The organism is Runella sp. R0.1_18 (genome assembly GCF_057652155.1).
The window spans coordinates 1-13,823 of record NZ_JBYFCK010000007.1 but is presented as its reverse complement, the minus strand read 5'-3'; the positions used below and the strand labels follow the sequence as shown (position 1 = coordinate 13,823).

General features: G+C 43.8%; 8 protein-coding genes. 1 reads left to right on the top strand and 7 read right to left on the bottom strand.

Features of this window, described 5'->3' with window-relative positions; genetic code table 11:
- Nucleotides 1-29 precede the first annotated feature (29 nt).
- Entirely contained in the window at nt 30-4,997 is a 4,968-nt protein-coding gene (locus AC23P2_RS13905; RefSeq protein WP_487773765.1) for a beta strand repeat-containing protein, read from the bottom strand.
- A 61-nt stretch (nt 4,998-5,058) separates the two neighbouring features.
- Nucleotides 5,059-6,855, bottom strand: a complete 1,797-nt coding sequence (locus AC23P2_RS13900; RefSeq protein WP_487773764.1) for a hypothetical protein — start codon at nt 6,853-6,855, stop codon at nt 5,059-5,061.
- 754 nt (nt 6,856-7,609) lie between these two features.
- Here AC23P2_RS13900 and AC23P2_RS13895 point away from each other — a divergent pair.
- The gene (locus tag AC23P2_RS13895; RefSeq protein WP_487773763.1) at nt 7,610-8,314 is read left to right on the top strand and encodes a LytR/AlgR family response regulator transcription factor; all 705 of its coding nucleotides are present in this window, start codon (nt 7,610-7,612) and stop codon (nt 8,312-8,314) included.
- 70 nt (nt 8,315-8,384) lie between these two features.
- Here AC23P2_RS13895 and AC23P2_RS13890 read toward each other — a convergent pair whose 3' ends face one another.
- The 5 genes from AC23P2_RS13890 to AC23P2_RS13870 form a co-directional block, all read right to left on the bottom strand.
- Nucleotides 8,385-9,215, bottom strand: coding sequence for a phytoene/squalene synthase family protein (locus AC23P2_RS13890; RefSeq protein WP_487773762.1), 831 nt, complete (start codon nt 9,213-9,215; stop codon nt 8,385-8,387).
- Between the two features lie 19 nt (nt 9,216-9,234).
- Nucleotides 9,235-10,698 (bottom strand): phytoene desaturase family protein, encoded by a 1,464-nt coding sequence (locus AC23P2_RS13885; RefSeq protein WP_487773761.1) that lies wholly within the window; start codon nt 10,696-10,698, stop codon nt 9,235-9,237.
- An 88-nt stretch (nt 10,699-10,786) separates the two neighbouring features.
- Nucleotides 10,787-12,070 (bottom strand): metal-dependent hydrolase family protein, encoded by a 1,284-nt coding sequence (locus tag AC23P2_RS13880; protein WP_028524399.1) that lies wholly within the window; start codon nt 12,068-12,070, stop codon nt 10,787-10,789.
- 159 nt (nt 12,071-12,229) lie between these two features.
- Nucleotides 12,230-13,156 (bottom strand): DNA adenine methylase, encoded by a 927-nt coding sequence (locus AC23P2_RS13875; protein WP_487773760.1) that lies wholly within the window; start codon nt 13,154-13,156, stop codon nt 12,230-12,232.
- A gap of 4 nt (nt 13,157-13,160) precedes the next feature.
- On the bottom strand, nt 13,161-13,790 hold the full coding sequence (locus AC23P2_RS13870) for a type II restriction endonuclease (RefSeq protein WP_487774033.1): 630 nt from the start codon (nt 13,788-13,790) through the stop codon (nt 13,161-13,163).
- Nucleotides 13,791-13,823 lie beyond the last annotated feature (33 nt).

Sequence of the window (13,823 nt, the reverse complement as noted above, 5' to 3'; positions counted from 1 at the left end):
CAAAGTTCGTTATGTTGAGTAATGATGATTTATTTCAATTGTGGTCCTACTTGCACTGCCGAACAGTTATCAAGTGTCCAGACATCCGCGATAATCTTTTTAGGAGTAATCGTCAATAAATCAGCAGTACATGTTGTCAAAGAGCCGATGGTGAAGTTCAACGTACCAAGCGCTGTTCCGTCATAGCGAATAGGAATGTGCAATGTCTGAACTCCCGTATTAGTAGCACATGCTTGTGTAACACCGTTTGCGAGTGTTATTCCCGAACCACTCACAGTCAATGGCGTAAAACATCCTGCGGTTGTCACATTGACCGTTACTACCAACGTATGCTGACTTGGCGTACCTGCAACTGGGGCTGGATAGATGAGGGTTTTTGGACAATCAATTGTACCTACAGGCCCTGCGGAAGTTACGACAACTGTGTAAGTGACAGTCGTGCAAAACGCAATCGGTGAAGTACTATCACATACTTTGACACAGAAATAGTACGTACCTGGCGTAGCTGGTGCGGTGTATGAGTAGGCACCTGTTGTGCTACTAATGGTCAAATTACTTGCTAGAGGTAGCGGGGTTGCTCCTACTGGTGCAGTACAGCCAGGATCAGAAGCGCCATTTGAATAGGTATATGGCGAAAGTCCTCCTTGTGGTTGCAACTCAGTAGCTGCATTTCCAGTCTTGGCTTCTCCTGTAACGGCCGTTTGGGGCGTTGGTAAAGTCACACATGGCAACGAAAGGGTTACCGTTACCCCAACCGCTGGCGCAGGGCTATAACAATTGTTGATGGCATCATAGCAAACAGGGTAATACACCCCTCCTACTCCCACCGTTCCTGGCAAAAGTACTTTTGTGGATGCCGACAAGCCCGTGTTTGTGGTATGCCATTCCAAAAGTGAACCTATTGGACACGTACTTGTCACCAAACCTGTCAAACTTACGGTTGTTAGTGGGCATACATTTGATATTGCCGTTGCTGATAGCGTAGGAGCTACCGAACCTGCGGCACAAACACACGCGTTTATTGACACTGTCACTGAGTCAGCCCTGAAGCTAAAACAGCCCGTGTTTTTATCGAAATACAAAGCGTAATATTTACCCGCAGTAGCTACAGCCGTGGCATTTGTCAGTGTATCACCTGCTGAAGTTGGAATTTTTGAAGTACTCCAAACCAAATGCGTACCACTTGGTACAGTACCTGTATTTGTCAACGCATTCAAATTGACCGTTACATTAGGACAGGTGTTGGCTGCGGTCGTCGCTGTGATTACAGGAGGCAAAGAACCTGCGGCAGTAGCACCCCTCATGATTAACTTGAACACTTTGGTATTGCCAATATCTAACGAAGCCAAGTTACCTACTGTAATCCGCACTTCATCAAATGTTTGTGTGGTGGTAAATCCAACAATTTGACGTGATGCGCTTAATAGTTCAAGTGAAATTAAATTTCCTCCGCTCGTTTCTCTAAGAACACCATTCAAATAGGTCGAAACAGTCGCGGCATTGACGAGGTTTACCCCGATCAACGACGCATTTTCAATATCAAAACCTACAAATTCACCTGCGGCGTGTACTGTAGCACCATCTTTAATCGAAATCGAACCGTTGGCTAAAACTCCTGCCGTCAGAATAATTTCAGCAAAGTTTGCGCTCGAATTATCTACCACATTCGTTGCATCATTTACAGCACAAAGCAAACAGGCTATTCCTGAAATTCCCGTGCGGCTTCCACTAATCACCGCAGGATACGTTGGTTGTACAAAGTCCGTTATTGTCGTACATGTCAATGCAGGCCCAGCGCAAAACGTCTGGAAAACAGCACCATAGACCCTTGTCACGCTCAAAACACCCAATAAATTGCTAATCTCAATCTTCACCTCATCAAAGGCCGCCGTTGTAACCATACCTACCAACTGCTCGCCTGTGCCTGTCAATAAAATTGAATTCAATGACAACAACGTCCCTGTGCTTGATGTCTCTTGCAGCACTCCATCTAAGTATGTCTTTATCGTAATGCCTGACAATAAATTCGCCCCTATCAAACCTGGGTTTGAAATGTTGAACCCTGCAAATGTCCCCGCTGGATAATCTGTCAACTGGTCTTTCACCGCCAATGAACCTACACTACCCGCTGACACCGCCATTGTGATGGTCGCGTAATCCGTCGTGCTTGCACTTATCGCATTCGCAGCGTCAGTCACCGAACAACCAACACACGCTATGCCTGAGATACCCGTATTGGCACCACTGATTGACGTCGGGTAAACTGGATTGTTCATCGGAGTTTGGGTGTTACATACCAATGATGGACCAGCACAAAACGTCTGGAAAACAGCACCATAAACCCTTGTTACGCTCAAAACACCCAATAAATTGCTAATCTCAATCTTCACCTCATCAAAGGCCGCCGTCGTAACCATCCCTACCAACTGCTCGCCTGTGCCTGTCAATAAAATTGAATTCAATGACAACAACGTCCCTGTGCTTGATGTCTCTTGCAGCACTCCATCTAAGTATGTCTTTATCGTAATACCTGACAATAAATTCGCCCCTATCAAACCTGGGTTTGAAATGTTGAACCCTGCAAATGTTCCCGCTGCGTAATCTGTCAATTGGTCTTTCACCGCCAATGATCCCACACTACCCGCTGACACCGCCATCGTGATGGTCGCGTAATCCGTCGTGCTTGAGCTTATCGCATTCGCAGCGTCAGTTACCGAACAACCAACACACGCTATACCTGAGATACCCGTATTCGCTCCACTTATTGACGTCGGGTAAACTGGATTGTTCATCGGAGTTTGGGTGTTACATACCAATGATGGGCCAGCACAATAGCGCTGGAATACCGCACCATAGACCCTTGTCACGCTCAAAACACCCAATAAATTGCTAATCTCAATCTTCACCTCATCAAAGGCCGCCGTTGTAACCATACCTACCAACTGCTCGCCTGTGCCTGTCAATAAAATTGAATTCAATGACAACAACGTCCCTGTGCTTGATGTCTCTTGCAGCACTCCATCTAAGTATGTCTTTATCGTAATGCCTGACAATAAATTCGCCCCTATCAAACCTGGGTTTGAAATGTTGAACCCTGCAAATGTCCCCGCTGGATAATCTGTCAACTGGTCTTTCACCGCCAATGATCCCACACTACCCGCTGATACCGCCATCGTGATGGTCGCGTAATCCGTCGTGCTTGCACTTATCGCATTCGCAGCGTCAGTTACCGAACAACCAACACACGCTATACCAGAAATACCCGTATTCGCGCCACTGATTGACGTCGGATAATCGGGGTTATTCATTGAGGTTTGGGTATTACATACCAATGCAAGTCCTGCACAATAACGCTGGAATACCGCACCATAGACCCTTGTCACGCTCAAAACACCCAATAAATTGCTAATCTCAATCTTCACCTCATCAAAGGCCGCCGTTGTAACCATACCTACCAACTGCTCGCCTGTGCCTGTCAATAAAATTGAATTCAATGACAACAACGTCCCTGTGCTTGATGTCTCTTGCAGCACTCCATCTAAGTATGTCTTTATCGTAATGCCTGACAATAAATTCGCCCCTATCAAACCTGGGTTTGAAATGTTGAACCCTGCAAATGTCCCCGCTGGATAATCTGTCAACTGGTCTTTCACCGCCAATGATCCCACACTACCCGCTGACACCGCCATCGTGATAGTTGCATAATCCGTCGTGCTTGAGCTTATCGCATTCGCAGCATCAGTCACCGAACAACCAACACACGCTATACCTGAGATACCCGTATTCGCGCCACTGATTGACGTCGGGTAAACTGGATTGTTCATCGGGGTTTGGGTGTTACATACCAATGATGGGCCAGCACAATAGCGCTGGAAAACAGCACCATAGACCCTTGTCACGCTCAAAACACCCAATAAATTGCTAATCTCAATCTTCACCTCATCAAAGGCCGCCGTTGTAACCATACCTACCAACTGCTCGCCTGTGCCTGTCAATAAAATTGAATTCAATGACAACAACGTCCCTGTGCTTGATGTCTCTTGCAGCACTCCATCTAAGTATGTCTTTATTGTAATACCTGACAATAAATTCGCCCCTATCAAACCTGGGTTTGAAATATTAAACCCTGCAAATGTCCCCGCTGGATAGTCTGTCAACTGGTCTTTCACCGCCAATGAACCTACACTACCCGCTGATACCGCCATTGTGATGGTCGCATAATCCGTCGTGCTTGCACTTATCGCATTCGCAGCGTCAGTTACCGAACAACCAACACACGCTATACCTGAGATACCCGTATTGTCACCGTTTATTGAAGTTGGATGTATCGGGTTGTTCATCTGAACTTGGGTGTTACAATCCAATGCTGGCCCTGCACAAAATTTTTGAATAATAACGTTATAAACATCCGCACTGAACAAAACCCCCACAAGCGAAGTATATTCAATTCGTACCTCGTCAAAGGCTTGGGTAGTGACAAAACCTAAAATGGCATGGCCATTGCCCATTAACAAGCTAGAGTTGATACCTACCAAACCTGTAACCGCATTAAATGTCTCACGAAGTGACCCATTGTTATAGGTATAAATCGTTACTGTAGAAGCGACTGAAGCACCAATAAGACCACTTGTCCCCACTTCAAAACCAGCAAAAGTCCCTGCTGGATACTCGTCGGCAGCATCGTTATCTTTAACAACAATTCTGCCACCACAACCAATACCAGTCAAATTAATAGACGCATTGTCGGTCAAGGTACTGTTCACCACTCTATTCTCATTGCTTACAAACGAAACAATCGGCACGCAACCCCCGAAGGTAGTTCCCGTTGCATCGATGTTTGTAAATGTACCGTTGACCAGCTCAGTTTGGTCATTACAAGGTGCGTTTGCAATTTGCGCTCGGGTCTCTTGGTAGAGAAATACCACTGCGACGGCGAGCTTTACCCAAAGCCAAAAAAAATGACTTCGGCTAGTTGTTCCTAGCATAAACGTTTTCATAGTTAATAAGAGATTTGATAAGGGGATATAATAGAGATTTCAAAACGGGAAAAAGCAAGCCTTAAATAGGCTTGCCTGCACTCTTGGTTTTCTTGACCACCAGCGGTATGCACAAATTCGGTGGACAGCAATCAATTGCTTCGATGATGATAGGGCAGCACCCTTCCGCAGGGCAGCTTCCTGCATCGGCACTGATACTGTATGCTCCTGCCTCCGATAAATTGATGGAATTTCCTGTACCTACTTGCGTCGCTCCCTTAAACCATCGAACGTTGGTAAAGAAGCTTGGCACGGTCACCGTAATTTCTTGATTTGAGCAAAGTTTGATTGGTACACTTACACAAGCATGAGCGATATCATCTTCGAGTAGTGAGTTATTGTTTGGCGTCGAATCGGGGTCGTCTTGGTCTGAGGCCGTAACTTCCGCCCGGTTAAAATGTACGCCTTCTGCCAAAATTTGCGTATTGATTGTTAGCTCTACGCTGTCACCTGGTGCGATACTTGCAATGCTCCACGTCACCACCTGGCCTGCTGGCGTGAGTGCTGGCGAAGAACTAAGCCACTTCAAAGCCACTGGAAGCGAATCTGTTATTACAACGTTTGTCGCCGAGTCTGGCCCATCGTTTTTGACAGTTAGTTTAAATATGGCAGTACTACCTACAGTTGCTTGGGCAGCCGAGATACGTTTTTTGCTCAATGACAAATCTGCAACTTTTCCAGCACAACGCTGGGCAGGACAAAGCGTTGCTTTGGTATATTCCACTCCTGTGGCCACATCAGTAAGTGTGTATTGATTGCCGCTAATGTTTACCTCGTTCATCCCTGTTTTAGGAAAGTCGGTACTGGTTTGCCAGTTTAAATCAAAACAAGGATTTGTCAACGCGCCTTTATAATCCATCGAAATACACGAGACGGTCGTCCAAGCTTGGGTCACTTGGCGCGCCGTTGGCGTTCCTGTGGGGCTGTATTTTACATTGAGCGACACCACTCCGCTGGTAGCATTTTCGGTACTTCCTGTCAAATTTTGAGCTGTATAGCGGTTGTCAGATGCGGGAGCCACAGATGAAAAGGCTTCTTGCGAAACAATTTGTGGGTTTGTTAAAAGGGTTGCGTTGTAATTGAAGCGGTAATTGGCATCTCCCATCAAGAATGCACTTTCGGCATCCGCAGCGCGTACTTCCACCCGCAACACGACCTTCTTGGTTTCACAATCAAAGCTTTTTACCGATAACCGTACGCCGTATTTGGCCTTACTTGCCTGACAAAACTGATCAGCACACACGGTTAGGTTTTCAAAAACCCTGGCTGACGCCACATTTTTGGTTGTGTAGGCAAAAGGGCTAGCAGAGGTTACAATTACCTCGTTCATACCCGTTCTTGGGAAATCTGTATCTTTTTGCCACGCAAGTGTATAGCAACCTGTGATGGCAAGGACATCAAACGACAAACAACTCACCGTTGCCCAGTCAGTTGTTACTTGCCTTGCTCCTGCCCTGCCTGCAAAAATGGTATTTAGAGAAACTATACCATTTGTAGCCCCCGCAGTGCTTCCTTCTAGGTTCTGAGATTGGTAGGCAATTTGGCTAGCGGGTGCATTTCCTGAGAAATTTTCTTCGCTTACTATCGTGGGGTTTGCCAATTGTTGGGTACTATACCGAAAACGATAATTTGCATCTCCCATTAAGAATGTACTGTCGGCGTTATTGGCCTTAACTTGGACTTGCACTACCATTTTTTTGGTAACGCAATCAAACGATTTGAGGCTCAATCGCACTGCAAAAGAGCCTTTTTGGGCATGGGTCGCAACCGACACCAATAGCAAGCCAACGGCTGCCAACAGTCGTACAAATTGTTTCATCGGAAAAGGGGTATTTTTAATGGAAGATATAAACGATAAACAGGTAGTGCTCACACCACGAGCAACCGTTCTGAGGAAGAGTCTAGAAAATAAAACACCTTGTTTCGCAGCCTCTCTGGGCCTTGAAAATGACGAATAATCGTCTGATAGTGATGATTTTGGGGCAAAAAATCCCCTATCACCATTTTTGCAGTATCTTTGCATGGTGTTAACCTGTTTTTGGGGTTCAACCAACGAAGGAGGAGAAAGAAGGCTTGATTACTTTGGTCGGTACTAAGGATTCTTTCCCTCCTGTTTTTGATATTTTTATTAAACTTCTCTGCTACATTGTCATTTTTTTTCTTTAAAAAACCTGCTTGTGCGCACCCAAAAAGGGCCTAGCAAATCGGTGTTATTTGTAATTGTCTAGCATCAATTTTGAGGCCAAGCAACTTGCAAAAAAAACGTGCTTTTTTTTTACATAGTCAATTCACAATTTGGCATAGGTTAATTCAAAAAATATACTGATGAATTGAACGATACTGCGTATATTTTTTTTCTTCCCCCTCTCCTACCCAAAAAACTACACGAAATACCAATATCTGATATGTCAATATTCTATTTAAGCATATCAATTGGCATTTTAAATACCAATAACTACAAACATATACTAATAACTAGCACGCTTTTTGTTATGTAAAAATCAACTGCCTCAATCATCCATTTACTGATTGATTGGCTTTCGTATTTACAAAAATTTACTTTTCCGTTCGTTATGAATAGTCTAACCCCTGTTATTGCAATTGCTGATATAACCCTTGCAAATCAAGTGAAGGAGTTGCTTGGACAACTTCCCTTTATGCAACCTCCCATTGTGTGTCAATCAGGTACCCAACTGTTGGGTATTCTAAATACCCAAGATGCCAACATCCTTTTTTGGGGGGCTGATTTCACCGACATACCTGGGTTTGATTTGTTTCAACTCCAAACAAACCTCCCCCCCGTTATTGTTGTGAGTCATTCTAAAGAGATGGCCATAGCAGCCTTTGATGTAGGTGCGCTCGACTACTTGGTCTCGCCGCTGATTCCGCTGCGCTTTCAAAAAGCGTGTTATCGGGCTTTACACGTGATGAGCCACGCCAGTAATTTGACGTTAGCTGATAAAATCATGGTAAAAATTGGGCGAAAAATACACGCTATTCTTTTTGAAGAAATCTTGTTTATTGAAGCCTATGGCATGTACTCGAAAATTTGCAAACCAAACGGCAAAGTTCTCGTAATCAACGACGTAATCACCCGTCTTGAACACCAGTTACCCGCCAAAATTTTCACTCGGGTACACAAATCCTATATTGTTAATATTCAGAAGATAACAAGCTTTGATAAGAAAAACCTTTACATAGACGACAAGACCATTGAGATAGGTGTCACCTACAAACTTCGCCTAAACAGTTGGCTCAAGTTATTGGATAAAGAATAAAAAAGCGGCTTCCAGCCTACTTTCTAGTAAGTTGGAAGCCGCCATAATGCTTAGGAGAACGGTATTGAATTTAGGAGAGCCTAAATTGAAGGTATGTTTTTGCTAAAAGTGCCATTTTCTGAAAATCTGGCACCCGAATACGTTCTTCTTGAATGCGAGACGCCGACGTTTCTTTGATTTTGGTGAAAAGCTTCAAATAATACACATAGGCCAAGTAAACCCCCATGCGGGCACTTTTCGGAAGCTGTTGGATGGCAATATTGGCCGCGTCAAAATCCGCCTGAATGTCAGCTTCGATTTTTCGTTTGGCTTCTTTGGAAAATAAACGGAAGTCAACTTCTGGGAAATATACCCGCCCACGATCCACAAAATCGCTTTTCAAATCGCGCAAGAAATTCACTTTCTGAAAAGCTGCGCCCAATCTTCTCGCCCCTTCCTTAAGGTGGTCAAACATCTTACTGTCGCCTTCACAAAATACCCTCAAACACATCAATCCGACCACTTCGGCCGAGCCATAAATGTATTCGTCGTATAAATTTCTATTGTATTCCAAGGGAGCCAAATCCATTTCCATGCTGTGCAAAAACGCATCAATCAAATCCCGTTCGATTTGGTACTCATTCACCACCAACTGAAACGCGTGAAGCACAGGATTGAGGCTAATTTTTTGCTCAATGGCTTCATAAGTATCATACCGAAACTTATCTAGCAAAAACTTTTTATCGTGATCATGAAACGTATCTACAATCTCGTCGGCACAGCGAACAAAACCATAAATGGCGTAGATGGGCAAGTGGAATTTTGTATCTAACGTCTTGATACCCAACGTAAAAGAAGTACTGTAGCGCTCCGTGATAAGCTTGCTACATTCCAAGGCTGTCTGATTAAATAACTGTATCATGGAGAATGGTTTGGTTTCTTTATGCTTTTTCAACTTCATCGGCAACTACTAGACCCGAAATTAACGACGGGGGTACGCCTGGCCCAGGCACTGTGAGTTGTCCTGTATAAAACAAATTAGCTACCTTTTTGTTTTTGAGCGTTGGTTTTAAAAATGCCGTTTGAAACAACGTGTTTGCCAAACCGTACGCATTGCCTTTGAAGGCATTGTAATCCGACATAAAATCGCGGTGGGCATAGGTACGTTTATAGACCACATGCGAACGAATGTCTTCCCCAACGTATGTCTCCAAGCGTTCCATCACTACATTGAAATACCGTTCGCGAATTTCTTCCGAATCATCTTTTAAATCGGGCGCTACGGGAATCAACAAAAACAAGTTTTCGCAGCCCTCAGGCGCGACCGAAGGGTCGGTTTTGGAAGGTGCCGATGCGTAAAACAACGGCTTACTTGGCCACTGTGGTTTGGTATATATTTCGTGGGCGTGCTGCTTGAAATCTTCGTCAAAAAACAAATTGTGATGCTGTAGTTTTGGGATACGTTTGTTGACCCCTAAATAGTACAGCAACGACGAAGGCGCAAGGGTACGTTTGTCCCAATACGTATCCGAATAATTGCGGTACTGACCCAGCAGTTTTGTATCAACATGATGATAATCAGCTCCTGCCACCACCACGTCGGCGTCGAACGTACCCGTCTCAGTCACTACTTGTTTGGCTACTCCTCCCACGACGTCGATGCGGGTCACGTTTTGATTGAGCAAGATTTTTACGCCTTTTTCTTCCGCCAACGCCACCATTCCTTTGACAATTTCGTGCATTCCTCCCATCGGATACCACGTCCCCATCGAAATTTCGGCGTAGTTCATCAGACTGTACATGGCAGGCGTATTTTCGGGCGTTGCGCCCAAAAATAGAATGGGAAACTCCATTAATTGCAGCAACTTTGGATCCGAAAAATACTTACGGATATGCCCCGCAAAGGTTTGAAGCACGTCCATTCGACCCAAATCATAGAGCAGTTTGAGGCTCACAAACTCCCAAATACTCCGACTTGGCTTCCAAACGAACTTGTTCATGCCCACGTCGTATTTGTAGGCGGCTTGTTCCAAAAACGCCTCCAAGCGTTGCCCGCTGCCAGGCTCTATTTGCTCAAAAAGTTGTTTTAACTTGTCAATTCCCGCAGGAATATCGACTGCTGAAGTGGCGTCAAAAATAACGGCATACGAAGGATCTAGCCGCACAAGCTCGTAGTAATCAGAAGGCTTTTTGCCAAACTTTCCAAAATACGTCTCAAACACGTCGGGCATCCAATACCAGCTGGGGCCCATGTCAAACGTAAAACCTTTTTCACGAAAAACCCGTGCCCGTCCACCAGGCACGGAATTTTTCTCTAAAATAGTTACCTCAAACCCTTTATTGGCAAGACTAGTGGCGGCCGAAAGCCCCGCAAAACCTGCTCCTATGACGATTACTTTTTTCAACGTATAAATTGTTCTTCCGTGATGAATGTACGAATTAAACTCATAAACCCCATCAACGGTTTTTGAATATACGCAAAAAAGTTAAAAATTACTGTTTCACCACCGCGCCGTCTTTCATCACAAACGTGACGTTTTGAAGCGTTTTGATGTTTTGGAGGGGGTTTTCGTCCGTCGCAATAATATCAGCATATTTTCCTTTGCTAATGCTACCCATATTGGCTTCCTCGCCCAAAATCTGCGCGGGCACGATGGTCGCCGACTTAATAGCTTCCATTGGCGGCATTCCTACTTCGGTCATGTACTCAAATTCTTTGGCATTTTTTCCGTGAGCAAATACGCCTGCATCGGTTCCAAACGCAATTTTTACGCCTGCTTTGTAGGCTTTTTCAAACGTTTTCTGAATCAACGGCCCGATTTCCAACGCTTTGGCCCGTACGAACGGGTGGAAATAACCAATGATTTTCGCTGAATCGGCCGCCGAACGCCCCGCAATGATGGTAGGGACATAATACGCCCCCGTTTTTTTGAAAATCTCAATGGCCTCATCGTCCATGTACGTTCCGTGCTCGATGGTCGTCACACCCGCGCGCAATGCCCGCTTCATCCCCTCCGCACCGTGGGCGTGGGCAGCCACGTGAAAACCGTAATCTTTGGCCGTAGAAACAATCGCCGACACTTCATCGTCGGTAAATTGAGGGGCTTTTCCACTCTTGGCGATGCTCAACACCCCACCCGTGGCGGTAATTTTGATGCAGTCAGCCCCGTCTTTGTAACGTTGGCGCACGGCTTTGCGGCCTGCTTCGGGTGAGTCCACCACGCCATCGGTCATTTTTTCGGGAGCGGTAAAGTGGTTACCGAGACCGTTGGTAGGGTCGCCGTGGCCTCCCGTAGTTGCGAGGGTTTGACCTGCCGTAAAAATGCGCGGCCCAACGACCAAACCTTTGTTGATGGCATTGCGTAGCGAAATATTGACGCCGCTTCCGCCCAAATCACGCACAGCCGTAAAGCCCGCCATGAGGTTGATATAGGCATATTTTTGGGCTTCAAACGCAATATCAGCGGGCGTGTAGCTAACGCGCTTGGCAAACTGGTCGCGGCTGGTTTCACTTTCGATATGGACGTGCATATCGGTCAGGCCAGGCAGAACCGTTTTGTTTTTTAGGTCAATGACTTTGTCCGTACCTTGTCCTTTGGTGTAGCCTTTTTCCACGGCCGTGATGCGGTTTTTCTCCACCACAATTGTCATTTGATCTTGGGCAGCATCGGCCAAGCCGTCAATAAGTTTTCCGCAGTGGATGAGGGTACGTTGGGCGTACAATGAAGAGGAAGCAGCGAGTGCCATCGCACCCGCCAAGAGGTAGATTTTTTTCATTGGGATTTGGTCTTTGTTTGAAAAGGTCACTCAAAGAAAACAAACTGTAGTGACATCTCCATACTTTTCTTTAAATATGGGTAATATAGAGAAAACCAAAAAATCAGACTCTATTCCCTAATATCATATCAAGTTCATTGTAGATATTCTATCTTGTTTTCAATTCCAAACAATCTCTAATTGCTGTTCTTTCGATTTCTTTTTCAGCCCGTGGTTATGTTCATCAATTTGATTTGTATCAAAATTGCAGACCAATGCTTCAACAACAGTTCTTCTATTTTCAATACTGCCACCATTATGATAAAAATGATCTTTAGTAACGATATTAAACTTCTTCCAAAACTTATTTATCATTTCATTTTCTCGCCAGTCATTGTGATGCCACGTCGATAAAATAAATTTTGCTTTAGTTTCTGAAAGCAGATTAAACAAAAGCTCTTCATCCTTCTCAGTCCAACCATTATAATAATCAACGTGTCTTCCATAATAGGGAGGATCACAATAAATAATATCATTTTCAGTAGCTAGTGGAATTACTTCAGAAAAGGATTTATTATAAAATATCCAGTTAGGCTCAGGTTGTATAATTTGAGAAACGGTTGCCACCTGGTTGGTAATTTTAGTAATGTATGCTTGTGCAAAACGATCAGGTTTTTTACAAAATGGAATATTCCAGTTTCCTTTACTTCCAAATCGCATCATTCCATTAAAACCAGCCCTTGATAAAAAGATAAAATCATAAGGTGAAAATTCTCCACTGTTGAAACGTGAACGAACTTTCAAATAGTGCTCATATCCATCATTATCAGCTACGCTCAATAGCCGTCCCTCTTCTTCTAAATACTTCTTCATTAAAGGGGCTAAAATTTCTCCTTCTTGTATCCCTTTATAAAAACCTATTATGTGGGGATTAGTATCATTTAAAATTGCTTTTTTATACCCAGCATTAAATGCTACTACTCCAGTGCCTAGAAAAGGTTCTATCCATTTTCCTTTTTGGTGAGCAATAGCTGTTAAATCTTTAATCCAAGGTATTAGTTTTGTCTTAATACCCTGACTTTTAATGGGAGGAACAATGACTTTCATAGCCTTAACTTTTTGAATTTCTTGTAACAATCTTATCCCACAAATCTGTTCTACCCTTAAACTCTAAAAAATCTTTAAGGTTGGTAATTTTAGTAGTTTTACCGTTTTTTACCATTGTAGCAGCGCCAAAATTTATCCAATATTCGTCAAACCATTCTTCTCCCAATTGGCTAAAAACACCATTTTCGTTTCGTAAATCTTCAATACTTAATGTAGAACCAATATTTGCAGTATTACCTGACCCCTGTTTATCACTTGCTATTTTCCACTTTTCAGCAACGAAAAAATCAAAATCTTTGATTACAGATGTTATAGATTTTAAATCCTTAACACTTGTCACCTCTCTTTCCCCAATTTTTCTATTCGGTAATTCATATTCTTCTTGAAGCTCCTGGACTTGATAAATTTCTGTATCTGAGAGAGCATCTAAATCTATATCTGTTCGTGTGTAGATAACACCTAAACAGTAATGACCTAAATATTGGTTATATGGAAATTGAATGTTTTTTTTCTTATCTCTTTCTTTGAAATAGCTTCCATGGCTACCTAATGTAAAACTTGAAATTCCACTTTTTTTTCGATAAGTTGTTTGTAACTGTTTAGGTAGCCCATTGAAAAGAGCCTTGTAGGACAGATTCGATATTTTGAATGATATTCCGATTCATTT